Annotated in this window: 22 protein-coding genes and 2 pseudogenes; 11 read left to right on the top strand and 13 right to left on the bottom strand. The window is 50.7% G+C overall.

Annotated elements, in window-relative coordinates:
- Window positions 1–86: 86 nt before the first annotated feature.
- The 6 genes from ACTH5D_RS05090 to ACTH5D_RS05065 form a co-directional block, all read right to left on the bottom strand.
- Window positions 87–1,583, bottom strand: a complete 1,497-nt coding sequence (locus ACTH5D_RS05090; RefSeq protein ID WP_441668990.1) for a DUF6094 domain-containing protein — start codon at window positions 1,581–1,583, stop codon at window positions 87–89.
- A gap of 71 nt (window positions 1,584–1,654) precedes the next feature.
- Window positions 1,655–2,248 carry a hypothetical protein gene (locus tag ACTH5D_RS05085; protein WP_441668988.1) on the bottom strand — a complete coding sequence of 198 codons (594 nt, stop codon included), beginning with the start codon at window positions 2,246–2,248 and terminating at the stop codon, window positions 1,655–1,657.
- A gap of 115 nt (window positions 2,249–2,363) precedes the next feature.
- Window positions 2,364–2,903 carry a DUF3275 family protein gene (locus ACTH5D_RS05080; RefSeq protein WP_441668986.1) on the bottom strand — a complete coding sequence of 180 codons (540 nt, stop codon included), beginning with the start codon at window positions 2,901–2,903 and terminating at the stop codon, window positions 2,364–2,366.
- 61 nt (window positions 2,904–2,964) lie between these two features.
- Window positions 2,965–3,489, bottom strand: coding sequence for a JAB domain-containing protein (locus tag ACTH5D_RS05075; RefSeq protein ID WP_441668984.1), 525 nt, complete (start codon window positions 3,487–3,489; stop codon window positions 2,965–2,967).
- Window positions 3,490–3,570: 81 nt separating this feature from the next.
- A complete protein-coding gene (locus ACTH5D_RS05070) occupies window positions 3,571–3,939 on the bottom strand; it encodes a hypothetical protein (protein WP_441668982.1) in 369 nt (122 codons plus the stop codon).
- 370 nt (window positions 3,940–4,309) lie between these two features.
- Complete coding sequence (locus tag ACTH5D_RS05065; RefSeq protein WP_441668980.1) at window positions 4,310–4,801, bottom strand: STY4534 family ICE replication protein; 492 nt, start codon at window positions 4,799–4,801, stop codon at window positions 4,310–4,312.
- 404 nt (window positions 4,802–5,205) lie between these two features.
- On the opposite strand from ACTH5D_RS05065, the gene ACTH5D_RS05060 reads away from it, so the two are divergent.
- The 4 genes from ACTH5D_RS05060 (at window position 5,206) to ACTH5D_RS05045 (ending at window position 11,603) form a co-directional block, all read left to right on the top strand.
- Complete coding sequence (locus ACTH5D_RS05060; RefSeq protein ID WP_441668978.1) at window positions 5,206–5,727, top strand: helix-turn-helix domain-containing protein; 522 nt, start codon at window positions 5,206–5,208, stop codon at window positions 5,725–5,727.
- A 439-nt stretch (window positions 5,728–6,166) separates the two neighbouring features.
- A complete protein-coding gene (locus tag ACTH5D_RS05055) occupies window positions 6,167–8,158 on the top strand; it encodes a restriction endonuclease (protein WP_441668976.1) in 1,992 nt (663 codons plus the stop codon).
- Window positions 8,159–8,160: 2 nt separating this feature from the next.
- Entirely contained in the window at window positions 8,161–10,272 is a 2,112-nt protein-coding gene (locus tag ACTH5D_RS05050) for a type ISP restriction/modification enzyme (protein WP_441668974.1), read from the top strand.
- A 5-nt stretch (window positions 10,273–10,277) separates the two neighbouring features.
- Entirely contained in the window at window positions 10,278–11,603 is a 1,326-nt protein-coding gene (locus tag ACTH5D_RS05045) for an ISL3 family transposase (RefSeq protein WP_441668972.1), read from the top strand.
- 76 nt (window positions 11,604–11,679) lie between these two features.
- Here the strand turns inward: ACTH5D_RS05045 and ACTH5D_RS05040 are convergent.
- Window positions 11,680–12,131, bottom strand: a pseudogene (locus ACTH5D_RS05040) (IS3 family transposase); the annotation flags it as partial.
- 139 nt (window positions 12,132–12,270) lie between these two features.
- On the opposite strand from ACTH5D_RS05040, the gene ACTH5D_RS05035 reads away from it, so the two are divergent.
- The gene (locus ACTH5D_RS05035) at window positions 12,271–13,254 is read left to right on the top strand and encodes a DNA cytosine methyltransferase (protein WP_441668970.1); all 984 of its coding nucleotides are present in this window, start codon (window positions 12,271–12,273) and stop codon (window positions 13,252–13,254) included.
- Between the two features lie 18 nt (window positions 13,255–13,272).
- Here ACTH5D_RS05035 and ACTH5D_RS05030 read toward each other — a convergent pair whose 3' ends face one another.
- From ACTH5D_RS05030 to ACTH5D_RS05010, 5 genes are all read right to left on the bottom strand, one after another.
- The gene (locus tag ACTH5D_RS05030; protein WP_441668968.1) at window positions 13,273–13,698 is read right to left on the bottom strand and encodes a very short patch repair endonuclease; all 426 of its coding nucleotides are present in this window, start codon (window positions 13,696–13,698) and stop codon (window positions 13,273–13,275) included.
- Window positions 13,699–13,711: 13 nt separating this feature from the next.
- Window positions 13,712–15,097, bottom strand: a complete 1,386-nt coding sequence (locus ACTH5D_RS05025) for a hypothetical protein (RefSeq protein ID WP_441668966.1) — start codon at window positions 15,095–15,097, stop codon at window positions 13,712–13,714.
- The gene (locus ACTH5D_RS05020) at window positions 15,094–17,244 is read right to left on the bottom strand and encodes an ATP-binding protein (protein ID WP_441668964.1); all 2,151 of its coding nucleotides are present in this window, start codon (window positions 17,242–17,244) and stop codon (window positions 15,094–15,096) included. Before ACTH5D_RS05020 ends, ACTH5D_RS05025 begins: the two co-directional genes overlap by 4 nt.
- An 821-nt stretch (window positions 17,245–18,065) precedes the next feature.
- The gene (locus ACTH5D_RS05015; RefSeq protein ID WP_441668962.1) at window positions 18,066–18,758 is read right to left on the bottom strand and encodes an NYN domain-containing protein; all 693 of its coding nucleotides are present in this window, start codon (window positions 18,756–18,758) and stop codon (window positions 18,066–18,068) included.
- A 949-nt stretch (window positions 18,759–19,707) separates the two neighbouring features.
- Complete coding sequence (locus ACTH5D_RS05010; protein WP_441668960.1) at window positions 19,708–20,637, bottom strand: LysR family transcriptional regulator; 930 nt, start codon at window positions 20,635–20,637, stop codon at window positions 19,708–19,710.
- Window positions 20,638–20,709: 72 nt separating this feature from the next.
- On the opposite strand from ACTH5D_RS05010, the gene ACTH5D_RS05005 reads away from it, so the two are divergent.
- From ACTH5D_RS05005 to ACTH5D_RS04980, 6 genes are all read left to right on the top strand, one after another.
- The gene (locus ACTH5D_RS05005) at window positions 20,710–21,654 is read left to right on the top strand and encodes an MBL fold metallo-hydrolase (protein WP_441668958.1); all 945 of its coding nucleotides are present in this window, start codon (window positions 20,710–20,712) and stop codon (window positions 21,652–21,654) included.
- Window positions 21,651–22,625 (top strand): alpha/beta hydrolase, encoded by a 975-nt coding sequence (locus tag ACTH5D_RS05000; RefSeq protein ID WP_441668956.1) that lies wholly within the window; start codon window positions 21,651–21,653, stop codon window positions 22,623–22,625. Before ACTH5D_RS05005 ends, ACTH5D_RS05000 begins: the two co-directional genes overlap by 4 nt.
- A gap of 537 nt (window positions 22,626–23,162) precedes the next feature.
- On the top strand, window positions 23,163–23,651 hold the full coding sequence (locus tag ACTH5D_RS04995; RefSeq protein ID WP_441668954.1) for a hypothetical protein: 489 nt from the start codon (window positions 23,163–23,165) through the stop codon (window positions 23,649–23,651).
- Between the two features lie 21 nt (window positions 23,652–23,672).
- A complete protein-coding gene (locus ACTH5D_RS04990) occupies window positions 23,673–24,581 on the top strand; it encodes a LysR family transcriptional regulator (RefSeq protein WP_441668952.1) in 909 nt (302 codons plus the stop codon).
- Window positions 24,582–24,696: 115 nt separating this feature from the next.
- Window positions 24,697–25,449: an SDR family NAD(P)-dependent oxidoreductase gene (locus ACTH5D_RS04985; protein ID WP_441668950.1), complete on the top strand. Its 753-nt coding sequence runs from the start codon at window positions 24,697–24,699 to the stop codon at window positions 25,447–25,449.
- A 393-nt stretch (window positions 25,450–25,842) separates the two neighbouring features.
- Window positions 25,843–26,148 (top strand): hypothetical protein, encoded by a 306-nt coding sequence (locus ACTH5D_RS04980; protein WP_441668948.1) that lies wholly within the window; start codon window positions 25,843–25,845, stop codon window positions 26,146–26,148.
- A gap of 39 nt (window positions 26,149–26,187) precedes the next feature.
- Here the strand turns inward: ACTH5D_RS04980 and ACTH5D_RS04975 are convergent.
- Window positions 26,188–26,455 (bottom strand): annotated as a pseudogene (locus ACTH5D_RS04975) (hypothetical protein); the annotation flags it as partial.

The following is a 26,455-nucleotide window of genomic DNA, read 5'->3' as shown; positions in this document are numbered from 1 at the left end:
GTATCAAGAAATGACGGGCATGCACCTCCCCAGACGGGTTAGGTACAGCCCGTCTGGGGGTGGGATAGAGCGAATTTCGCCCTTAGTTAATAGTCTTCTGGCAGTAGCAGCGTTGTCGCGCTGCGGTCTGCCTCTGTAATAATCCAAATGGTGAGCGTTGAGCTCACGTTGTAAACGGACATCAAGCGATCACCGTCTTGGAGGCTCTGCTCGTTTCTCTGTGCATCGCCTCCTGTTACGTCTCCCCAATCACCAAATACGTGACGTTTGAGAAGCGTTAAGGGGTTGAATACCCCGTCAGCAACCAAATCGTTCACTGCCTGAGTCATCACAATTCGACCAAGATCGAATCTGGGGATCGTCGCTGCGTTTGATGCCGCCGCCTGTCGTGAGGGAGCCGATTCAGCTTGCGCTTCATCAACCTCACCGCTTTCCGAAGCATTAGCATCGTTATCATTGGCTTGTGGTACAGACGTTATAGTTAGCAGTTGACCCAGCTGTGCAGACCCTGCTGTCATTTCCCACGCCCGGATGACGGGTACAAATCGATCCGTGAGAACCCGGGTTTCTTTCACTGAACCATCTTCATTCTCAGTGAATTCGGTTTTAGATATCTTGTCCTTGTGAGTATTGCCTTTAACTACCAGGCAACGCCCACCAGGTGATGTGACTACGCCAGTGATGGCACCGGCAGCTAACGAAAGCGCCAAATGCCAGTTCGATAAACGTCTGACAGGAGGTCGTGTTTTGAGACCTGTTCTGCCAAAAATGGCACCGACGTCAGACCAAAGCCCCCAAAGCTGAGTAACCTCTTCTTCAAGCTGCCTGGGTTCAACAGATACTCGGTAGAAGTGCCCCATCTCACCCTTCGCAGAAGGAACCACGTAGGGATCGAAAGGCCATTCTTCGGGTAGAACACTAAGGGTCTTTTCTTTCATACCAACGCTAAGCAGCTGATTACGGTGTCGCTTAGCCTCCGCCTTGCCTTCCACCTCGTAGCGACGGGCTCTATTTCCAAGAATCACTACTTGCTGAAAATCATCAACGGCCGCCCGAAATACTCTCAGGTTGTTGAAGTGATTGGCTAACCATCCCGATAACTCCTTGTCGAGTGAGTAGACCGGGATAATCAATACCAATACACCCCCGTACTGAAGAGTATTGATCGTGCGCTGGTAGAAAAGCTTTTCAAGCCGCTGTCGACCTTTACCCTCGTAATGCACGTTTTGAGAACTGTCGGTGACAAGATCACCATACGGGGGATTGAGCCAAAGAAGCCCCATGGTTCTCTGTGAAACAACGGTGTCCATCAAGTCACCCTGTAGCGATGTATCCACTAAGGATGCCATTGTGGTCGCCCGCTCCGGGTCATACTCAACACCATAGGCATGGACGTATTCTCGGCCCAGATAGTGTGCTACTTCTGCGATCGCTGCCCCCTCACCTGCACAGGGGTCAAATATTCGCATTTCACCAATCGATGGCTGCAGAGCTTTTAAAACCCGTTCAGTTGAATTTGCATCTGTCGGGTAGTAGCCGTTCTTTGCATAGTTGTGCGCCAGGCGCGGGAACATGAGTGCCATGAGGCACCTCCTGAATAAAATTTGGGTAGGGATAAGAAGGCGCGGACAAGCCGCGCCATAGGGAAGTGAGTTCAAGACTCGGTGGTGAGAAGTCCGGTTCGGATCATTTCGCTAATGCGCGTAGCCATTGCGTTCTGATCCAGCTTGATTTCCCAAGCGTTGAGCCGTCCCAGCGAATTTTGAGCAGGAACAATGGCATTCTGCTGATGCAGCCATGCCATAACCTGTTCTTGCCAGTGATCGAGGAGCGGTAAAGGACACAAGTCATTAATCCGCTGCCACAATCGGTTTTCAGTCACCTCTGAAGCCTCGTGCTCAATGAGCATGACAGCCTCAAGATTGGCCCGATCAGGGCTAACGCAGCGCTGGTCAAACAGCCAAACCTGCACCAAGCTACCGAAGCGGGTCTTTTGAAAGACCCGAGTCGTGCGTTTTTCGTAGTTATCCATGTTGCGGAAGCGAACACTGTGCTGGGCCCCACCATCCATAATGTGAAGTCCATCCAAGCCGTTCTGGGCTGGAGGTAGCGTAAGCCTTGCCAGAAGCTCCTGGATAGCTGTGTCCCTCCCCCAAAGAGAGAGGAACAAGCAATCGCCGTCACTGCTGACACAGCACGCATCTGCATATAAATCGGGGTATTCCCCGATAGCGAATAGGTCGGCCATCACTGTCTCCATCGATCAGTGTTGAGAGATTGATGGAGCGACCGAGCACCAAGGGCGTCGATGCGCCCCATGGGGGTTAATTACTACCTTAATCGGGTAGCTGTAGATAGCGTGGCTATTTGAACCACGTTTGGGTTTTACTTTGGAACTGGTAACCCATATCTTTCAGTCGGCTAACTTGGCTCCTAAATATTGCACGCTCAATAGTTGGATCGAGCTTGACAGTATTGCCTAATGGCCAGAGCAGACCGAAGAGTTTCATATCCGGGTTATTCGTTTCATTTTGTACCGGCGGTACGTTTTGAGGTGCTGTTTCAGGAACTTGATGAGAGGATGCCTCTTCTTCAAGCGGGTCTATTTCCGACGAATCGAAGTGTGGCTTATCAGATTGCGACACGAGCACACCGTTATCGGAGAGCAACATCTCGCCAACTCTGGCACGTACTTCGACTACCAATCGCCCACCTGCAAAATAGCTAGCCGGCCGAATCTCAAGAACCAAAAACTCTCCCGAGAATTGGCCCTCACTAAATTGCTCCAGTTGGGGATCCTTGATGACGAACTCCCCGATGGAAGTCGCCAGGCGTCCCACGTTGAAGGGGCCGTGACGGCCATGGATAGTCTTGACCAATAAGCGGCCAGGAATCTTGATCATGGAATTGCTCCAGAAACCAATAAAAGAATAAGGCTCGCTCGAATGAGCGAGTCGAAAAGAGTTAAACCAGTCCTTTCTCAGCGAAGGAAAGCACATCAGATCCAGCGACAATCATGTGGTCGATTACACGAAGGTCGATTAAACCCAAAGCATCCACGAGCTTCTTTGTGATCTTTTTATCGGCATCACTTGGAGAACTCGTACCGCTGGGATGGTTATGAACGAAGATTACAGCCGCAGCATTGTGTTGAAGTGCCGCTTTCACAACTTCACGGGAGTGCACCACGGCAGAGTCAATCGTTCCACGAAAAAGCTCCTCATAAGCAATCACACGATGCTGGCTATCGAGCCAGATCGTTGCGAATACCTCGTGCTCAAGAGAGGCTAATTTCAGCTGTAAATACTCTTTTGTAATAGATGAGTTAGTGAGAGCGAGTCCTGGACGAAATTGTCCTTCCAATACAATACGCGCGGCCTCAACAACATAGTTATCATCGGCAACGTGGTAAGTGCCAGTAGTATCCTGAACGAACAAAGGTTGCCGTATTACCTGTGAAGAAATGAGGTGGGAAAAAGAAGTAGTCATGACAAGAGCCTCTTGTATGACCAAGACCACACCCACCGGGAGTGTGATCCCGGTCTGGGGTGGATAGGTGGACAGTTTGGTTTACGCGGCGATTAGCTCGCTGAGCTCTAGTTCATCAGCTTTAGCCAGAAGAAGGTACTTTCCTTCTTCGCCACTAGTAACGATTGCCTTTATATCAAGACCTAACGCCTCTTCTGAACTACCACTGGGTGGGATTCTGAAATGGGTAAGTCGCGCCGTTTGAGTACCTGCTGGGAACTTCGTAAGCTGAGATGCAATGTCTTGAAGCATCAGCGATAACCGCTCCACTGCTAATATGCCAAACGTGTTCAGCGTCGTTTCAGTACAGTACATGCTATCCCCTATTAAACTGAGACTTACATGAACCGGGCCAGTGAACCCTGAGTTAATAGCTACTGCGGATAGATCGATGGATTGCAATTGCAGCATGGTGTTTCTCCGTAATGGATAGGAATAACGAATCCATGGGAAACACCATCCCCATGGGAAAGTGTTTTCCCATGGTAGATAGGTAGGCCAAAAGGCCAATTACAGATATAGATTGCCTCAAACCACGTGAGTGGCGTTCCCTCACATGAGGCGGGGGGAACTTAGGGGGAGCCTCTATTGGGGCCGGTGGAGACACACCGGACTGTCAACGACAGTGCGAGCAATTCTTATGCTAGCGGGCAGAAATGATGTGTCGTACAGCATTTGTTCCATTTCGACTCGCATACCTCCTTACTATGGATATAGCGAGTCGAGAAGCACCTCCCCTTCGGAGAGATGTCTCCCCGATAGGGTGGTGTGAATATGAAAATTAGTGCATCTTCATTGCTTCAAACGAACCAGCATCACCACCAACATAGCCACTGTTAGCCGGTTGCTCTGATTGACCTTGGTTATCACCGTCGCGGCGCGGCGCTTGATGCACCATATTGCCGTCGATCTTGATCCAGCTAATGAACAGTAATCGAGCCTTCAGGCTGACGCCTGTCTCTCCTTGACGCTTCCCAGACCGATATACAAACGTATCAGTCCAGAGGTCACCCAGCTTGAATCCGATTAAGACTTTCTTGCCCATATCAGAAGCCTGCTGGCAACGACGGACAAGAGATTCAGCTTCTCGGCCACTAACACGGCAATCAAACCGAGTATATGACACATCGTCTGCAGCCCCATTAAGAGCCGAAATATCACAAGCCAAAAAAGTATCACCCCGCTTTGGGGTTACTTCGCGGATTCTATTCAGATATCCCAAGCCTGTGATATGCAGGTCGAAGAAGCTGTTGGTATCGTTTTGAGTAGTCATAGGTATTTCTCCTTAGGGATTAGACGAACAAATCCATGAGAAACACCAATCCCATATGGGAAGGTTATTCCCATGGGAGGTATAGAAGACTTTAAGTCGAGGTGAAGGCTGCATCCTACCGCTAGAAACGGGGCCTGCTTACAGGATGCTTGGCAGGCTTAAGTGATCCATTCGAGGATCAACCGTCTGCACTGGGAGAGGTGTGCAGTAACCTCGGGCATCTCAGTTGGAGCCGGTCGAGACCACCGGGCTGTCATCGGCAGCACTAGCTCTTCCTATGCTAGCTAGCACACGCAGCATGTCAAGTATCATTAAATCTAGAGTTCAAAGCTCACACTTAATCAATGACCTAGCGAAAAGTTCTACTAAGAATAGTCACAGAAAATTGACCAGGAGATCACACAATGACTGAGACAGTTAGCGATAGGGATTACAAAAGCCAAATGGAAACGGATATTGGGAAGCGTATTCAATACTATCGAGAGAAAACTGGGCTTAACAAAGCCGCTTTAGCAAAAGAAATCGGTGTCAGTGATGTTTCCGTCGGATACTGGGAGAGTGGACAAATCAAGCAAATAGGGCATGATCGGTTAGCCAAATTATCAATAGCCTTGAATGTCAGCATTGAGGAACTGTTAGGACTTTCGGGCGTACGTGATAACTACCTTGAAGACGAGACGAAGAAACAGCGCCTTCACGACGCACTGATTAAAATTGCTGAGCATTACAGCACTGGCGAACCACTTTTCCTAGATACACGAGACGTAGCTCTACTTGTCGAAAATACCCACTTGGGAGCTTTACTCAGCCACGTTGGTAATTCAGACCAAAATACCCTTGATAACGTCATTCTGGCTTTGCATCTCTATGGCTCGCCAAAATGTGCCCCTACCTGTTTAGCAACTTCCATCACTACCGCCTCCTGAAGCAGATGAACTGCTGCCACAGTGAATGGATGGTGTGGATGTAGCTATCTGGCATTGATTACCTGCCTGTTTACCTCCTAGTGAGGCCCTGCTGCGACAGATCATATGTACAGAAACTGTTAATACAAGACCGGCAATCATAAGAAGACTACCTCCCACGATAGGCCACAACATAGCTTCTCCTATTGTTTTAATTACTGAGTATCCGGAACTGAGTGTGTAAATCCCTTTTCAGTCTAGCGTAATATAAAGCCTATAAAACGGAATTGCATGTGTAATTATGACATCGTACAATCCTTTCTACAAACCGGAACTGAGTGTGTAGCCTCCTCATGTTCTAGCTAACCCCGCACCCATCAGTATTGGATTTCAGGACGGATCTGGAGCGTAGCGTCAGGCTCTGTGATTGCCTAGAAGCACGATAAATAAGGAACGCACGATGCCATCAGTTTTATCCCAGATCCTTGCCAGCTTCCGCGAGAAAGCATTGTCCGAACGTGACAAAGGCACTGACTTCGAGCACCTGTCATTGGTGTATCTGCGCAACGAGCCCTACTACCGTGACCTGTACCGAGAGGTCATGACGTATGGTGACTGGGCAGAGCAGAACGGCCTAACCAAAAAAGACACTGGTATCGACCTAGTAGGTGTGACTCATCAGGATGAAATACACGCAATCCAGTGCAAGAACTATGCAGCGGACTACAAGATCACCAAGGCTGACATTGACAGTTTTTTTACCGCTTCGGGTAAAACGATATTCTCTAACCGGATCATCATCACCACTGCCAACAACTGGACACAGAATGCCAGCGATGCCTTAGAGGGCCAGCACCCACCTGTCAGCACAATCACGCTGGCCGATCTGGAAAACAGTCTGATCGACTGGTCGCAGTTCCAAGTCCAGAAAGCCCCTGTTTTGCGTCCAAAGAAAACATTACGCGAGCACCAAGAAAACGCTCTGAAAGCCACCAAAGCCGGTTTGCAGGCTGCGGATCGCGGCAAGCTCATCATGGCCTGCGGTACTGGGAAAACATTCACTTCCTTGAAGATTGCCGAAGAAATGGCGGGCAAGGGTAAGCAGGTACTGTTCCTGGTGCCCAGTCTTGCGCTTTTGAGTCAGACCTTGACCGAGTGGACGCAAGAAAGCGAAACGCCGCTGCACAGCTATGCCGTGTGCTCTGATAGAGATGTAGGAAAAACCCGCAACGCTGAAGATGACCGGATTCAGGCGACCGTCAGCGATCTTCAGTATCCGGCAACGACCAACGCTAAAAGTCTGGCCATGGCATTAGTCGCACGTCATTGCGACACACACATGAGTGTTGTTTTTGCGACCTACCATTCAATTGCCGTGATCAATGAAGCGCAGAAGCACTTTGGGCTTCCTGCTTTTGATCTGGTCATTTGCGATGAGGCGCACCGTACTACTGGTGCAGTGTTTGATGGCGATGATGAGTCCGCTTTTGTGCGGGTTCACGACAACGACTACATCCAGGCACATAAACGGCTCTACATGACAGCCACCCCACGCATTTACGGGGAAGCCGCCAAGCAGACTGAGGGTGTTGTTCTGTTCTCAATGGATAACGAAACGCTCTTTGGTCGTGAACTGTTCGTCATCAATTTCTCGGAAGCCGTCTCTCGTGGCCTGCTGGTCGATTACAAGGTGATCGTGCTGGCTGTAGAAGAAAGCCATATCAATCGCCGCCTGCAAACCATACTCAAGGGCGAAGGCAACGAACTGAAGGTAGACGATGCTGCCAAGATCATTGGCTGCTGGAAAGCACTCGCCAAACAAGGGATGACGCTCTCGGGTGATGAAAGCCCCATGCAACGCGCCGTTGCTTTCTGTCAGGTTATCGAAAAAGACTACAAAGGCAAAAAACATAAAGTCAGCTCAAAGCTGATCTCCGATATGTTTGGCGAGGTGGTGGCTGAGTATCAACGCATGGAGGTCGCGCAGCTTTTAGAGGGCAACCCAGACGCTGAAATTGATCCAGCTCTGCTGCTCAACTGTGAGGTTCAGCATGTTGATGGCTCGATGAATGCCAGCGAAAAGGGCTCAAAGCTGGAATGGCTTAAAGCAGAAGCACCCGAAAACACCTGTCGCATCCTGTCTAACGTGCGCTGCCTCTCCGAGGGTGTTGATGTGCCTTCCCTCGATGCCGTGCTGTTCTTGACACCCCGTAGCTCCCAGGTCGATGTAGTGCAGTCCGTTGGACGGGTCATGCGTCTGTCGCCTGGCAAGAAACAAGGCTACGTTATTTTGCCAGTGGTTATCCCAGCCGGTGTAGAGCCGGAGAAAGCGCTGGACGACAACCAAACTTATAGGGTCGTCTGGTCCCGGTACGGCTGCTACAAAGCGGCATCATTCCCAGAAATAGGCTTGAGCACAAATACAAGCATGAGATTCACGCCAACGAGCTAGTGTTGCTGGCCTATTACATTGCGGCTATCAATATCGAGGCCACCTACCACGGCATCATGAATGACAACGTGACCGGCCTAGAGGAAAGCGATCAGATTTTTGAGGTTCCCTACGAGCCGTTCACCGGCATTTGCCTCACCGATACATTCCAGATGTACGAAAGTGAGGACATGGTTGACGCGCTATTGGTTGAAAACAGTTCTCGACGTAAGCGTCAGAAAGAATTGGATATTCGCGTCATCATGGGCAACCCACCGTATTCAGCGGGTCAGGCCAGTGCCAACGATAACAACGCCAACGTCCGCTACCCCAAGCTGGATGAGCGGATTGAGAAAACCTACGCAAAAAAATCAAATGCCAGCCTCAAGAATTCCCTGTATGACAGTTATATTCGAGCTATTCGATGGGCATCTGATCGCATCGGAGATGCTGGAGTGATTGGTTATGTTTCAGGTTCTAGCTTCATAGAAAAGCCAGTGATGAGTGGAGTACGGAAAAGCTTGGTAGAGGAGTTCAGTAATATTCATGTCTTTAACTTACGGGGAGACATTCGCAAAAATATGCTAAGTAAAGGCCGCGCGCGTGAGGGTCAGAATATTTTTGAAAGTAGCAGTATGACGGGTATCGCTATTACTTTGTTCGTAAAAAATCCCGAGGCAAAACTACATGGCCGTGTTTATTACCATGACATAGGGGATGACTTAACAAGAGCTGAGAAATTAGATTTAATTCGAAATCTCGTCGGAGTTTCAGGAATTTCTAAAAATGATGGCTGGCTATCCATAAACCCTGACCAACACGGAGACTGGATCGGTCAGCGCGATGATAATTTCTCTAAATTTATTACTATCGGTGACAAGAAAGGGTCTGAAACAAAAATTTTTGATAACTACTCCGGCGGAATTATGACGGCAAGGGATGCATGGTGTTACAGTGCGTCTAAATCAGCAGTAGCCAGCAACATGACAAGCATGATTGCATTTTACAATTCAGAGCTTAAGCGTTTTAACCAAGTACACGATAGTCTCGATAAAAAGTCACGAGAGGGAGTCCTAAGCAACTTTATCAACACTGACCCAGCGCGCATTAGCTGGACAGTGAATCTGAAGGAGAATCTCGCTAGGAATCGCAGCTTCTCGTTCGAGCAGAAATGTTTGATGCCTAGCCTTTACCGGCCGTTCACCAAGCAGTGGTTATATTTTAACCGTACATTTAACGAACGGGTGCTTCAGATCCCTCGCATTTTCCCCGATATTTCTTCTGACAACCTAGTAATTTGTGTCTCCGGCATAGGCGCTAGAAGCGGTTTTTCGACCCTTATATCCTCGTCGATTCCAACATATGACACATTAGAAAAGAGCCAATGCTTTCCGCTCTACCTCTACGATGAGCAAGCGCAGAAACAGGTGGGGAACGGTGATCTGTTTGCAGGCTCTGAACAGAACAGTGCTGATCAGGGCCTAAAGCGTCGCGATGCCATCACTGATGAAGGACTTGCCCACTTCCAAGAGGCTTACCCTAGTGAACAGATCACCAAAGAGGACCTGTTCTACTACGTCTACGGCATTCTGCACAGCGAGGACTACCGCACCCGCTTTGCCGACAATTTGTGCAAAGAACTGCCACGCATACCGAAGGTTAAAAAAGCAGCCGATTTCTGGGCTTTCTCAAAGGCTGGCCGTGACCTTGCCGCGCTGCACCTGAATTATGAAACTGTGGACAAATACCCGGTGACCATTCAGGCCAAGGGCAGCTTGGTTGATGAGGATTACCGCGTCACCGAGATGAAGTTTGGCAAGAAGCGCTGTGAGGAAACCGGCAAAAACATCAACGATCGCAGCACCGTCATCTATAACGGCAAGATCACCATGACCAGCATCCCAGACGAAGCATGGGATTACGTTGTGAACGGTAAGGCCGCACTGGACTGGGTAATGGATCGTCAAGCGGTAACTACCCACAAGGCTAGCGGAATCGTTAATGACGCCAACGACTGGGCCATCGAGACCATGGGCAATGCCAAGTATCCCCTGGAGCTGTTTCAGCGGGTTGTCACGGTGAGCCTGGAGACCCAGAAGATCGTGAGTAGCCTCCCGGAACTGGACATGGTGTAGGGCTGATGAGCCAGCTCGACCTGCTTAATCTTGGCAGTCTCAAGGCTGCCCGCTTGATTGACGAGGGCGATCACTACGTTATCGAGGTGGACGGGCAAGGAATGCCCGGCTGCTGCCCTCACTGCCTGTCTGAGAGCCCTTACCGTCACGGCTCACAGCAACAGCACTACATCGACATACCCATGCACGGCAAGCCTGTCCTCCTGCGTGTAGAGAGGGCGCGCTTCCGCTGCAAAGTGTGCGGCAAGACGTTTTTTTCTCATCTGCCGGACATTGACGCGAAAAGGAAAGCGTCTGTTCGCTTTATCAAATACATCGAACAGGAATCAATGACGAAAACCTTTGCCTTGCTGTCACGCGAGGCAGGGATTGATGAAAAAACGATCAAGCACATTTTCGAGGATTATGTTGAGCGGCTGGGTAAAACAGTCCGGTTTGAAACGCCCGAGTTTTTAGGGATTGATGAGCTGAAAATCATTGGTGAGTACCGCTGTATGATCACCAACGTAGGCGAGCTTTCTATCTACGACTTATTGCCCAATCGACGCAAAGCTGACCTCACGACCTACTTCAAGACACTCCCTGATAAACACAAGGTCAAGGTGGTGACGATGGACATGTGGCGTACCTACAAGGATGTCGTCAATGCGCAACTCCCTAGCCGGGATATTGTGGTAGACCGCTGGCACGTTGTACGCATAGGCAATGATGCCCTAGAGACGGTACGCAAGAAGATCAGGAAAGACCTGAATACCCGGCAGCGACTCAAGCTGAAAGATGATCGTTTTATTTTGCTAGAACGCGAGGGAAGGCTTAGCACTGATGAGCATGACAAGATGCTTGAGTGGTTTGAGCAGCACCCGGAGCTGGAGCTGGCCTACCGGATGAAGGAGAGCTTTCATGAGATATATAACTGTGGTGACAAAGAAGATGCTCAGGCATTTGCACGAGCCTGGCTAGACTCCCTACCACCGGAAATGGAGTATGCTTTTGGTGCGGCCAGAACGGCGCTGACGAACTGGTGGGGTGAGATCTTTAACTTCTACGACCATCGGGTCACCAACGCCTACACCGAGCCTACCAACCGGCTAGCGAAGGACATGAATAGGATGGGACGGGGATACAGCTTTGAAGTGATGCGGGCCCGACTCATCTATGAGAAGCAAGCCCGTAAGCCGACAACGAAAGTGCGCGGCAGAAAGCCAAGGTCCTTCCTGCCAGAAAAAGTCATGTATCGTTTCAGCATGGCAGACGAGAACGTCAAAGCCATCGAGTACGGCCCACATATTCCAACTTTGTGCGACCTACTGGAAAAGGGCTACTTTTCCTAACCGTTCAACAAAATCCCAGAGTCAGGCGGTGGGGGCTAAAACAAGGTTTCCACACCTGACTCCGGATACCCGTTTTAAATTGCTCTCCGTAGATCGCTTCAACTTTGATACTTTGAAAGAAACTTTCGGCACAGATATTAACATAGCAGTTGCCTTTGGCGCTCATGCTGCACTTAATCTCATGTTGGGTAAGCTGCGGTTGGTAACGCGTGGAACAGTACTGACTGCCTCGACCCGAGTGGACAATTACGTCTTTGGGGATTTTGCGTTTCCATAACGCCATCTGCTGTGCGCCACAGGCAAGATCTGTGGTCATAGCTCACTCATCGCCCAACCAATCACGTTGTGAGAATACAGGTCAATGAGAACTGCCAGATAAAGCCAGCCTTCTCCCGTTGCCAAGTAGGTGATGTCACCCACCCGCTTTTGATTAGGGGTTGAGGCCGTGAAGTTTTGCTCTAGCAAATCCGGTGTAACTGGCAGCAAATGCCGAGAGCTCGTGGTGGCTGTGAACTTCCACAGTGATTTGAAGAGATGCTGGCGATAGTCGATAAATGCCTCAATCACGAAATACAAAAACGATTGGTTGTGATGGATATATGAGGCAGTCACTCGAGTAACCTAGTAGTATCCCCACGTGATTCAATGGAGCATAGATCAACAACATATGATTACTTTTGTAGACTTATTCTGTGGAGGCGGACTTGGAGCACGGGGTGCTGTGACTGCGGGTGCCCGCCCTATTCTCGCAGTGGACGCTTGGGATGTGGCCACAGCTACCTACAAAAGCAACTTTCCTTCTGCTGAAGTATTGTGTTCTCCCATAGAGCATCTTGCTCCTCAGAACCTCGCCAGTACATACTCACCCGATGTGCTTTTGACCTCTCCAGAATGCACCTCTCATTCAATAGCACGAGGAGCTAAACCCGGCAGTGAGAAAAGCAAGGAAACAGCTATTGGTATCGTCCCCTGGCTTGAGGCGATGAGGCCACGCTGGTTGATCGTAGAAAATGTTAACCGAATGAAAAAGTGGGGGCGGCACAAAGAGTTAGTCAACGTCATAGAATCTCATGGCTATACGGTAAATGACCTCTTTCTTAACTCTGCAGATTTCGGAGTAGCTCAGTCCCGCAAGCGTATGTTCCTGGTGTGCGATCTAAAGGGATCCGTGATTTCACGAGAAGACTTAATCTCCCTCCACAATAGAAATAACAAGCCAGCCCGGACCATTATTGATTGGACCGGAAAATATAAAAGCCGTCCGCTCTATAGCGAAAACAGGGCTCAGGCCACTATTGACCGTGCTGAGAGAGCCATCACGGAGCTTGGCCGAAATAAAGATTTTATCATCGTCTACTACGGCTCCGACTACGCGGGCGGATGGCAGTCATTGGACGTACCTTTGCGTACAATAACCACGTTGGATCGATTCGGTCTTGTAACCTGGGAAGGAAACACTCCCTACCTCCGCATGCTGCAGCCACCTGAATTACTGAAGGCCATGGGCGCAGGTGCTCATCACCATCTCCCACATGGAAGCCGTCGGGATAAGATTAAACTGTGTGGTAATGGCGTCTGCTCCCCTGTTATGGAAATGATATTTAAGAAAATCATTCAGACTGAAAGCAAAGAAATGGTACTGGCTTCCTGAGTCTGGCTGCCCAACAGCTTATAAGAGGATGCTGTTCCTTTGTTTTTCCAGAACCTCTATGACACAGGCAGCGGCATGTTCCAGGGACTCTTTGATTTCATGCTCCCAAATTCGGACAACCTGCCATCCCTTGGATATTAGAGACTCATTGTTTTGCTGATCCCGGGCCACATTGCTACTGATTTTATCCAGCCAGAACTGAGCCCGGGTTTTCGGCTGTACAAAATGATCAGGGCATTTGTGCCAGAAACAACCGTCGACAAAAACAGCCGTTCTTAATGATGGAAAAACCAAGTCTGGTTTGCCCGGCAACCGGTTTCTGATCCTGTATCTGTAACCAAGCCCCCACAGAGCTTTGCGGAGAGCCACCTCCGGCTTCGTGTTCTTACCCTTGATCTGCGACATACAGTAAGAACGCTGTTCGGGGGGCAGCACATCAGACATAAGTGCCCCCATCCTATAGAAAACTTATTATCCCCGGCCTTGATGCATACTGTGAGCAACTAAAAGTGATGGCTGACAGAATCTGGTCCCTCACACGGAACAGGCTGCTCCCGAACCACTGATTGTCATTAGGCTGAGCACCTAGCTGGTATTTGAAACTGAACTTCACGACGTAGGTTTTGCCATTAATATCAATTCGCGGAAGCCGGTACACCCCGTCATGTGCTCTGTCTTTCTCGACTCCCTGGCTGGTTGTAAAGAAGGTTAACTCTTCAAATTCTGCCGGGATCAAGGCACCCAGAATATACCTGGGGAACTTGGTCTTCCTTTGAGCATAATCACACGCTGCGGAAATCTCCAGAAAACCGAGGATGGTCTCATTTCTCGCCCGTTCAGTCAGGACGCGTCCGGCTGCCTTCCCTTTCCGGCGGAGAAACTCTTCATGAATTAGGCACTCAATTGAGCGCCCGATCCTTTTCTCAAACTTTTCAACGTTCTCCCTTGTTTCCAAGTATTGACCATTTAGGCATACGAAAACTCCTCTACTGTCTTTCGGAAAATTCTCCGCTCCCTCTTCAATATGGTAGAAAGTGTTAAGCTTTGACTTTGCTGCATCATCAATATTCTGCTTTTTCCCTATCTCAGGAATAGCTTCAGCCCACTTGCCATCGGACTCAGCACCGGACATGGACCTGACCTGATCCTCTAGAACAGGAATGAGCCCACATTCCATTGCCAATGCCGGATTATCGGCAGCATTCTTCAGGCCGATAGCTTCGTTGCCGATTGTAGCCAGGATCTTCCGCAGCTCACCTGCCCTATCCTCAATGGATTTGCTTTCGTTATTGCCCTGAGCTAGTGAGTACAACATAGAGACAGCACTTCTGCCTGCCTCGTATATCCGCACCTCCCAGTTAAAGAGAATGTCAAATAACAAGTTTTCTGCAATCAAATTTTTTATCTTATCTCTAAGCTTTCCTCTCTCTGAAAGAAATTCAGTTTTTGAGATCACAGACACCTGTAATGGAAGGGCCATGTCATTCCGATGACGCTCCTCCAGCACCTCCATTACTTCAGTAACATCTTTTCCAAGTTTTGACCAGATGCATAACAGATAAGGGCCTTTTACAGATAATTTCTGAAGCATTTTAGCTAAAGGGCCTACCAAGTTAACAGCTTTTGCGTTCTGTGCTTCCGTTAGATTCAAGTCTGTAACTATTATTCTCGGGGATATCCACTCCGAAATATCCACATGATCTATACCGCTCTCATTATCCGGATCGTTGACATACTGGATCGGCAAGCAGGGTATTCCAGCTTCAAAAAAAGCGTTTTTTATGCTATTCAGCTCGCTCTCGTTATCATCTATAACAACAATGCCTGGCAATCCAGAAATCATTCCTCTATCCCTTTGAACACCATAACAACTGCAGCACCAGAATATGCACTCGACAAATCCAACTCATCACAGGTGGTGATAATCAACCGCCCCCCAATGGTCTCCATGACTTTGTCAGCATAGTAAAGACCTAACCCCATCCCGGCCGAGCGGGTCGATTTGAACGGCAGGACTGCTTGGTCGGGTGGAAGCTCAAACCCTGGACCATTATCTGCAACAACCAATGCCGGCCCTTCCTTAAACCAATCTGTCAGTGTAAGCAGGCGCATTGCGGGGATGTATTCTTCCCCCTCCTTCTCCGCCTTCAGCGTGGTCCAGTGGATCGCGTTATCAACAAGGTTGGTCAGGGCCGCCTGCAAAAGCCCAAAGGGGCCTTTGACCTTGAAGTCAGGCGACTCATCGGTGAGTAGGGGGCAAGATACGGTTACTTTATGATGCTGAAAACGATGCTCCGACAAATCAAGCACTCTCTTCGCCAGGGCTTTTATGCTGAAGGTTTTCTGTTCATTTCTGCGAAGCAGCGGTGTGAATCCCTCAAGCAGCTTTGCTAAATGATCTGATCTGCTAAGCAGTACTTCATGGGAGTCGTTTCTTTTTATTGCAGCATTCAACTCATCCACTCCCCTTTCAACCTCATGAAAAATCACGGCAAGGTTTATGCCAGCAATTCCCGAGGAAAGCGTAACGTCCCTCATCTGTTTGTAGTCAGACTCAATCTGATTGATCTTCCCACCAATTTCCTTTTCAAGACCGTGTTTTTTAAGACTGCCCCGGATGGACTCAATATTTTCCGTGAATCTTGAGTCCGGGTCCTGTTTGGCCGCCTTTGTATCACCATCGATATATTCTCTTACTGACTCCCTGTGGTCGAAATGCAGCTGATAAAACTTGTCCAAAGCACTGAGGATAATCCACCGAAATCTTTTGTAGGTTGAATTCTCATCAAACCCTTCTCTGTTGGTTTTTTCCTTCAGGTCAGAACTCTGCTCCAGATCCATATCGAGACTGGCTATAACCATATTGTTGGCTATTTTTTTCCCTGGGGCGTTTATACGTGTCGTATTCAGGTCAAGCCAGTCGTCTCCAACCTCGCCATAGTTAAAAACACGAATCCCGTCCCGGTAAACACGCACACCTGTCTGTTCGTCCAGGTACTTTCTCACGTCCTGGTATGCGCCCTGGGCATTGAGGATTTTCCTGTCCCTCAGATAGAAATAGAATGTTCCGGATATCGGGCCTATTCCTTCCATATCAGGCTTTGCAAGCAGAAGATTGTCCTTCACTTCATCCTCTCGCGATGCCTTCTCCGATTTATCCGGGGGAATCAGCTCAAGCCTCTCATCCTCGGCACTCTTCGAGTCGGGCGAAAGCTCCTTGAAAAGAGAAGGTGGATTGAATACGTAGGAATAGGAAAACTTGGCGTTTTCATCAATAAGGAAGTCATAACGCCAGATCGCCCTGCTCAATACATCCTCAGCGTTCAGGACATCCTCTATATCCTTTTCCCTGCCAGGGACAGACAGGTTTACAGAAAAGTCGGACACTTCACTGAACGGTGAAACCAAACTGGTCAGCAGGCGTTTTAGTCGACGTATATCCCCTCTTGCCCAGATTTTGTTATTGAGGTTGTTTATTTCGATCCTGGTTCCTGTTTCCCCGTCTTGAAAAACTTCCGGGTTTGCTAACTCCTCAATATCTACCCTGGCTTCTTCAATATAGTTCGACTCATTAATGAGAGAGGGCCAGTCAATATGTATCTTACATTCAGGGTGGCCATCCGCCCGTGTGTTTATTGTCAGCTCAGTGCCCAGCTTGTGAACGGCCAATCGACCAACCCCTTTTTCACCCAACGGCATACGGTGATATTTTGGACTTCTCTTCCTGTTGCCCATTCTCTTGCTATCTGTTCCGATCTCCATCCACTTGTCAATGATGGTATCCCGGCTCATTCCAACCCCATCGAAATCCCTCACTATTATTTTCGGCTCACTGGATTCCACATCAAGAGTTACATCAACCCGTGTTGCATCCGCATCATATGCATTTTTCACAAGTTCAAATATCGCCAGCCGATCATCGCCGATAAGCTCATCGCCCAACAGCTTCAGGAGGTGGGCTTTCGCCTTGAAGGAAACAGAGTTAGACATATCTGATTAAAACCTTTCTGCTCAACACTATCGGTTACTGGAAATACCAAGGGTTATCCCTGACACTGCTCCCTCTCCTGAGAACGGACAGTTCCCTTATCCTTTCAGGGATTGGATCCATATCACTTACCTCCCCATTAGCCATCATCACAGTATCAACGCGTATACCTGCATTACCTAACACAGCTCGTTGATCTAGAGCAGAGAGATTTCTTCACGCCCCGCTCAGAAAAGTTCAGGTAGGTACATACACTTCCTAGCTGAGCCTGTGCACCTTTAATTAGGTCTTCAAGGCCATGCCTAATGATTTTATCTATGACATTGCAAGCAGCTACTGCCCCTAGGTAGGCACAAACTATAGTTTACACTCTGGCATGATTTTTCAGGAGTTGCCAGACCTATACATATTCACGTGGTGGGATGTTTTCAGATGCAGAGCGTAGCGGCAGAGGGTTGCCCACTGAGGCAGAGTGGGCTCGGAGGCGACAGCTGTTTGGATGGCTGGAGCAGCCTTTTTCCCTTTGGCCCTTTCAGCCCTTTGGGGGTTTCCCTCAAACTGTCTTGCCTTTCATGGGTAAGCCCCTTCCCCTTCAAAACCATTCCATTAAACCCTTAATTCCTTTTAATCTTTTGGGCTCTTTGGAGTTCTTCCTTTCCCTCATTACAGATATTCGGTGACAAAAAGCCCTCTCGTCTTTTCGCTCGACCGTGGCCTTGCTTGTCGTCGCGTTTGACATTAGGGAAAAAGCAGCACGAAACTTATAGGCTGGCGGCAGCGGGTTATCCAATACATCAAAGAAGGCCTAGTGCATCCTACTCTCCTACCAGTAGTCAGGCTTGTCGGCGGGTTTCTTATGAGTAGGAACACGAGCAGGAAACTGGTGTGCCTCGAGCTCTTCATTGGAGATGTAACGGCGCATCCAGTTGGCGTTGTTCCGCAGTGATCCTGGCGGGGTCCTCTCGCCCCCCTTGCGGTGTGGCACTATGATGCCGATGCGTAGGTGTGGAAAGTCCTCACGGATTGCCTCCAGAGCAGGCGCCAGATCCGTATCCCCTGATACCAGGACGATCTGTTGGGTTCGGCCTTCTGGTGTGTCTTCCCTGCACGGTTTCGCTGCGATGCGATACATCGCTATGGCAATTCTGACGTCAGTCTCCTTCTCTTCGAGGTTCCAGATATCAACCTGGTCTTGTCGAGAAGCAGGAACCTCCCTGGAGACGAAGCGAGGAGCCTTCCTGTGATCCAGGCGATGACGGCCCCAGTGGACTTCAACTCCATAGGCCTTGAGCGCCCGGATATAGGTATCCTGGGCCTGCTTGGACTGCTGACCGCGTGTAGCTAGGGCTGGTTGCACGGGAGAAGTAAAGTAGTGAATCTCTGCAACTTGGCTGTGGGGATTCTGTTCGTGAATGATGGCACTTAGTAAGGACGGGAGGTCGAGCCACTTGTATGGCGTGCCTGCCAGTAGCCCATAGAACACATTGTAGCCGTCGATGAAGAAGGCGGTCTGCACTAGATAAGATCCCTAGATATGAAAAAACCGGCACGGTGGCCGGTTTCTTCACCCCGACTGCCAACGAACTGAATCGCTGCGTACGGGGTTGAGTCGTGGTTACAGTCTTACGCATATTGAGCGCCCCGTCAAGTGGCTGGAATCGCTGCCGTTCGAGCACACAGGGGTCCGGTAAAAGCCTCTGACACCCTCCCTGAGCGGAACCTAGCAAATATCGAGGGGTTTGCTGCTCGCCTGGAAGAGGAGAGGTTAATGGTATGAGTGAACTACCAATCTGAACACTGCAATTTGATGGGCCACACAAAAGCATAGGCTGAGGATGCTGAACGAGTCCAAGGCGCGCAAAAACATCGTCTTCTTCGCTTCCGTTTGACTCTCCCAGTAGAGAGGCAAGGGGACGTGATAAGGCCTCTATCCGCTTACTATCGTTAAAAAGCCTAGCACTCAGCTTTCTGAGCAATATATCTCGTCCGTCTTCAGCCAACTGCTGCGCAGTATCAATGACCTTCATACTGTCAACTAATTGATTTGCTCTCTCTGCTGTAATCGCACTTGGTGCCTTTCCTCGGCACCATGCATCAACGATATGGTGAATGCTGGGAAGCCCATTCTTAGCAGCGGATTTGATGCTCTCGATAGCCCGTGACGCGACCTCCCAAGATAGCTCATCATCAAGAATTTCGCTTGCAGCCTTGATCGATCAGTTCGGCCGCCGCTACCCGCTCGCTTTCGTAGGCGTCCTCGCAGGCGACGATGCCGCACACCACCGCGCTGTCCGGGTCATCACCGCCGCCGGGGCCTGCTGTTCGTACTTCTCAACAATGACTTGCCAGATGGTCTTACTCCTCTTGCTTGACGGTGCATCCACATTTACGACCAACACTTCTCAACGACGTTGAAAGGCATGCATCTAAGGGTGGAAGGTTACTTCAATTGTGCTTGACGGCCTTCATGACGAGATCCTACCCAGGGCGTTGTCAATCTCACCCCTCAACCACTGCGATGCGGGATGGTTATCTTCCTGTGCTGTCCACACCAGGGAAACGTCGGGCAACGTTAGCGTCAACGGTACCGGGACCACATGTAAGCCGAACGCCTCTCCGTAGCGTCGAGCCATCCGGGTTGGCAGCGTGGCAATCAGCGGTGCATTCGCGACCATACCCAGTACGCCAAGAAATTCCGACGAAGTTGCGACTACGTTGAGTTTGCCGTCTATCGTATCGAGTGCCGTTTCGAGACAGCCGTGCAGGCTCTCACTGAGACTGACCAGAGCATGTGGCAGGCTCAGGTAATCTTTCAAGGAAATCGAGGCCCCGAACGCCATCTTGTCGGGGTGGAAAACGCAACTCAGCGACTGCTCGAACAGCTGCCGCTGACGATAGCGCCTCGCCTGGCTGTCAAAACAGCCGATTGCCAAGTCCAGAACCCGATCGTCCAGCATGCGGTAGACATCACGCTGCTGTACCGGACGGCCATGGAGCTTTACCCCCGGCGCCCGCTGACGCAATCGCGAAGCGAGCTCCGGCATCAGCAGCAGCTCCACCTCGCTTGAGAACCCCATCCTGAAGATGCGCTGGTCTGTCGTTGGATCGAACTCGGATCTGGCATGAATGATCCCCTGCATCATGCCGAGCGCCTGCTCCACTGGATCAGACAGTGCTAGCGCGCGCATTGTAGGTTGCATAACGGTACCCACACGCACAAACAGCTCGTCCTGAAAAAGTGTTCTCAGCAATGAAAGGTTATGACTCATGGCCGGCTGGCGAATCTTTAATCTTTCCGCAGCCCGGGTCACGCTCCGCTCACGCATCATCGCATCGAAGGCAATCAAGAGGTTAAGGTCGAAACTTCTTAGATCGAAATGGTCGATTGAGTGCATTCTTTGAATCGATTTGGTTAATGGAGCTTCCAGAATTACGCTGACTTCTATCACTAGTCAACAGGAAAAACCATGACAACCTTTGATACTTTTTTTGTCGGCGATGTACGGATCATCAAGGTGCCTGAGTTAGCGCTTGATACTGTAGATATCGCCCAACTTTTCCCGGAAGGCGACCTACAAGCGCTGAGCAAAGATGCAACTCATTGGGGCGAGCAAAGCTTCGATTTTGAGCGCGGTCTGCTTCGGCAAAGCATCCACGCCTGGGTGGTCCAGACCCCGACTCACACCGTCCTGATCGATACTGCCACTGGAAACGACAAGAAGCGCCCGACAGCGCCTTTGTTCCACCAACTTGCAGAGCCCTTCCTGGAGCGCTTGCAGGAAGTCGGCGTCTCGGCTGAAGCGGTGGACCTAGTCCTGCTCACCCATCTTCACGCCGACCATGTCGGTTGGAATACCTGGCTACAGGGCGAGCGTTGGGTACCGACCTTCCCTAATGCCCACTACATATTTTCCGAACGTGAGTATGCCTACAATCTGGCGCTTTCCCATGAGCGAATAGCAGTGGAATCGATCCAGCGTCAAGCAGGTATCGGCACACCGCGTCACGAGCCGCTAGATGGTGTCTTCGAAGATAGCGTCATGCCTATCGTGGAAGCCGGCCAAGATCAACGTATCGTGATCGACAATACTGAGATTGAGGGCTTCTGCTTTCATTCCACACCTGGCCACAGCATCGATCACGCCTCCATTTCCTTGACCTCCCAAGGTGAAACTGCCTTGTTCTGGGGCGACATCATGCATCACCCACTCCAGTTTCGGCGGCCCGAGATAAATTCCGTTTACTGCGAATTCCCGCAGGCGGCGCAACAGTCCCGCCACAAGGCCATGCATCTGGCTTCCGAACTCGACGCCTTGGTCTTCACCACTCATTTCGGTGATAGCTCCGTTGGCAAAGTCAGCCGACATGCTCACGGCTTCGATTGGCAATTCATTCAAGGAGTCCGGCCATGAACGACACTTCGATTGGCGCACTGCTTCGCGACACGTACCTGATCGACAGCGATACCGCTGGCATCCAATTGCAGCTACGCCGCAGGCGCCGATCCGACATGGGTCGTGCCTGTTCGAGTAATACGCTGATGCTGATGCATGGCGCCACTTTCCCCAGCGAGAGCTTGTTCGATGTTCCGGTGGGTGGCGCATCGTTCATGGATGTGCTGGCCACGGCCGGATTCGACGTGTGGGCGATAGATGCCCGCGGTTATGGCGGTTCGACCCGCCCAGCCGAGATGGCGGTTTCGCCCGACACAGCGCCACCGTTGACACCGGCCCGGGTCGCGGCACGTGATCTCGCCTCGGCGGTTGAACATGTCCTCGTTGAGAATGGTATCGAGCGTCTCAATATCGTAGCCATGTCATGGGGAGGCTCGGTCGCGGGCATCTATGCCGAACAGCATGGCAGACACATCGAAAAACTGGTGCTGGTGGCACCGCTGTGGCTGTCGAATCATCCATTGCGCATTGATGCAGGACAGCCGCTGACAGCGTGGCGTCTGGTACATGTCGACGCCTTTCGCGAGGCATGGCTAACGGGCGTCCCAGCCGACCGCCACAGCAACCTGTTACCACCTAACTGGTTCGAACAGTGGGCGGCCGTCACCACTTCTACCGATCCGGATGCTGCCGAGCCGGGTACCATCCGGGCACCAGGTGGCGCCATTCAGGATGTCCGCGAACATTGGCTCGCCAACCGTCCACTCAATGACCCGAGCGCGATCAGCGCACCGGTACTGCTCGTTCACGCCGAGTGGGACCAAGACGTGCGAATCGACATGATGCAAGACCTGTTCAAGCGCCTTGATAACGCCGCCTACCGGCGCTGGGTCGAAATTGGCGAGGGCACTCACATGATCCTGATGGAGCCAGGCCGCTGGCAAGCCTTCGATGCCATCATCGGCTTCCTGAAGGAATCCCCGCGTTGACTCAGGGACTTAGCTGTTAAAGATAGTTGTGGCGCAAGCGGGGCGCCTGTTGACGGAAGAACTGCGAGCGCAAACTCAATACCAGTTTGCAGTTCATCCACTTGGCCTTTCTCGTACTACTACTCAAAAGATCGTGAATAGGTTCTAAGACGCAGAGGTGCCTTCTGCCCAACTTGCCTTTATTCCAAGGTGTAAAGGAGATGATGGTTTCATGATTTCCATATCTCACAACAGTATCAGTCGGAAATCATGCAAGCAATGGCTTGTGTGGGCTCAACAGGAAGCTGGGGTGACGATTTTTGAATCAAGCCAGCTTTTTTCTGTTTTCACACGGCCAGGACCCAAAGCGGTCATTCTTGGAAATGAAGCAGGAGCGCGAATTTTTGATATGTGGACTAATAAAAATTAACACCCTAAAGGGTCATAGGCTTGGGAAAATCTGGCAGGCTGCATTTATCGGAAAAAAGTGCCAGCACGTTCATTCAATCATGAAACGCGCCCTTTAATACGCTGTTATGCGCAATAGGAGCATCTTTCTTGTTCTTCACTGTTGATAGTCAATTCGCGGACGGAGAGCTTTGGAGGCTTCAAGAGCTATTCGAAATACTCGATGAAAAACTAGCTGATATTGACGCTCGAATGGAAGAATCTGCTGATCCAGATTCGGATGGGCTGTGTGATCGAGGTGAGTACTTTATTGGCTTAGGCTTCGTGGCCATTCAACAGTACCTGGTCGAAACCATCATGTTTACTGGTCTTACCAAATCTGAAGCCTACAAACTGGGCCCCAAGCAATCTTCAGGCGCCACATACGTAGAGCTTATTAACGCTTGCGCCAATTGGTGGAAGCATGAGCCAGAATGGTTCGATGCAGGAGAAGTGCCAAAGAAGGGGGTGAAGAGTTTTGGCCTAGTAACGGAGGTAACCGATTCACCTTCTTATCAGTTGTCAGATGTCCTTGCGTCATTTTGCGGGTATCCGGAAAAAATGGTTGATGTGCTCCTTGCCAGGGCCCTTTATTATTGAACTGTGTGAGAGATATACAACATGCGTGGATCCGAGTTTGCAGAGCTGCAAGGCTTCATGGCGATCGTAGAGCATGGCAGCTTCGTTCGGGCTGCAGAGTCTCTACAACTGACAGCTTCAGCCCTAAGTCAGAGCATGAAGAGTTTGGAACACCGCATGCATGTTCAACTGCTGCACCGGACGACTCGGCGCGTCCATTTGACGGAAGCCGGGGAGCACTTAGCCGCTCGCTTGCGGCCAGCATTGGAGGAAGTGTCGGCAGCAGTGGCCGATACGTCACAGTTCGCCACTCGACCCCATGGGAAAATTCACGTGCACGCGATGCGGCTCGGATCACGACTCTATCTTGAGCCGTGCTTGCCTGCCTTCCTCAAGGCATTCCCCGATATTCGCGTTGACGTCACACTCGATGACGCCTCTCTAGATATCGTCCAGCATGGTTACGATTTCTCTATTCGCCTTGGGGAAATGCTCGATCAGGACTTCATTGGGCTGCCATTGGGCCCTCGCATTCGTCAGGTGGCTGCGGCTTCGCCGTCCTACCTTGAAGACTTCGGTTATCCGAAAACCCCTGCCGATCTCCGGCGACATCGGTGCATTACGTGGCGGTGGCCGGGCCATCTAGGTAGTTATCAGTGGGAGTTCTACAAGAACGACCATTGGCTGAAGGTCTCTCTGGATGGCGTTCTATCGTTCAATGATCAGCATGCGGCCCTGGAAGCGGCTGCAAGGGGCGCTGGCATCGCTTTTTGGGCAGAAGACCAGATCCAGCCCTATATCGAGCGTAACGAACTCGTTCCACTGCTGACTGACTGGAGCGCTCCATTTGAAGGGTTCTATCTCTGCTTTCCTAAGCAGCATCAGCATTCGGCCGTGATGCGAGCATTTATTGATTTTCTGAAGGAAGAAATTTCAGTTGGCTCTGATTAATTAACTCCACTAAATTAACCTTTAAGAAAAGTGCTGATTATTTAGCCTTTGGAAGCTCCTACTATTCCCTCTGCCGTCACAGACGACGGCTAATGACCATTGTCTGGAGGGAAAAATGACTGACTTGAATCGCGAGTTTGAGGGCCGTGTAGCGATCGTGACAGGGGCTGCGGGCGGTGTAGGCAGTGCCTTGGTCAAACTACTCGCGGATCGCGGCGCCAGTGTGGTGGCCGAAGACGTGAAGGCAGAGGTTGAGGAGCTTGAGCAATATTCTGAGCGTATCGTGACGCTGACCGGTGATCTTTCGGAAGAGCAAACTGCGACTCGGGCGGTTGAACTGGCCCTGGAACGCTTCGGCGGGCTGGACATCCTAGTCAATAACGCCGGGCGAATCATCAACAAGCGTGTGGCAGATATGACGCTCGAAGATTGGGATTCCGTGCTCAACGTCAATTTGAGGGGAACCTTTCTTCATTCACGTGAGGCGATGAAGGTCATGATCGATGCCAAACGTGGCAGCATCGTAAATGTGGGCTCATACGCCTGTCACGTGGCGTTCCCTACGATCGGTGCTTATGCCGCGTCCAAGGGGGCTATCGCTCAGTTCACACGCGTCCTAGCGCTAGAGGGGGCCGAACATGGTATTCGGGCCAATGTGGTTGCGCCTGGCGATGTGGTTACTGGCATTCTGGACGATATCATGCCGAATGGCCGCGACTTCCTCGCCGAGCATGGTGCGAGTTCACCGGCCGGGCGAGCCGCCCAGCCCGAGGAAATCGCCGAAGTGATCGCGTTTGCCGCCTGCGATCGGGCAAGTTACATGACTGGCTCCATCGTGATGGCGGATGGTGGTTATACCTCCGTCTAATTTGTGACCATCAAGCAAGCTTAAGCGCCGCCAGTAACACTGGCGGCGCTCCTGATCCATGTAACGCAGCAGGCTCGTTCTACCCGTAGGCAGGATAATATCAACCAGATATTCCGAATACCCCATTTTGCGAGGATGGTGAGAAAATCAGGTTTTCCTGTGTGGTTAGTCACCTAAAAGAGTGGCGAAGCAACGTACATGAGACCAGGAAGAAATGAAACGCATAATAATGCCGTCAACTCGGACGCATTTTTCGTTCTCTGCGCTCACCACAAATGCGTCGGTTACGGCTGGCTATACAAGTGGCTCCTAAAATACCGTTCTTGGCCGTTTGCAGCCGTCCCCTTCAGAAGCTAAGCTTATAATCTGGCAATTGAGCCTCCGGGAGGAATCATGGGACTCAAGGATCTATTACAAGTAACAGAAGAACGCAAGCTCACCGCGAAGCGGGCGCTGAAGGGTTCTTCTGCTTTCACATCAGCCTTGCTGCTCGGTAACAAGGAAACAGGCTCCAAGGGTCTGATACATACCCTTGGCAGCGCTACCGGCGCCGCTACGGTTGGTGCGGCTGGCTTCTTCGCGTCCATGGCAGCTCATTCCTCGTCTGCTTCAGAGGATGAGGAAAACCGTGACCTCGGTTGGGGGGATTTTGGCGATGGTTATGGGTACTACGGTAGAGATGGTAATAGAATGGATTGAGTAGGCCAGCAATTACCGGCCTTTGTGAACTTTACTCAGTCAGACTTTCCCACCTGATGCGCTTTTTTGAGCAACATCTCCGCCTTTCCTGCCGGCTCCTTGAGCACCGCTTCCACCGTCCCCCATAGCATTAGAAATAGCACCTCCAGCTTTCAATCCCGCCCACCCCAGCGCTGCAATCCATACCGATGGTAATATCAGGTACATTGCTCCTTCCACGAACTGCAGCACCATACGGTCGTAAAGGCTGTTTGCAGCCGAAAGCCAGCTCATCTTGGCAGCATCGCTGGAATAGATCAGGTCCACC

The sequence above is a fragment of the Halomonas sp. genome, from assembly GCF_052095695.1.
In the GTDB taxonomy this organism is placed as follows: domain Bacteria; phylum Pseudomonadota; class Gammaproteobacteria; order Pseudomonadales; family Halomonadaceae; genus Vreelandella.
Note: the sequence above shows the minus strand (reverse complement) of the source record. Positions and strands in the feature narration are given on the sequence as shown.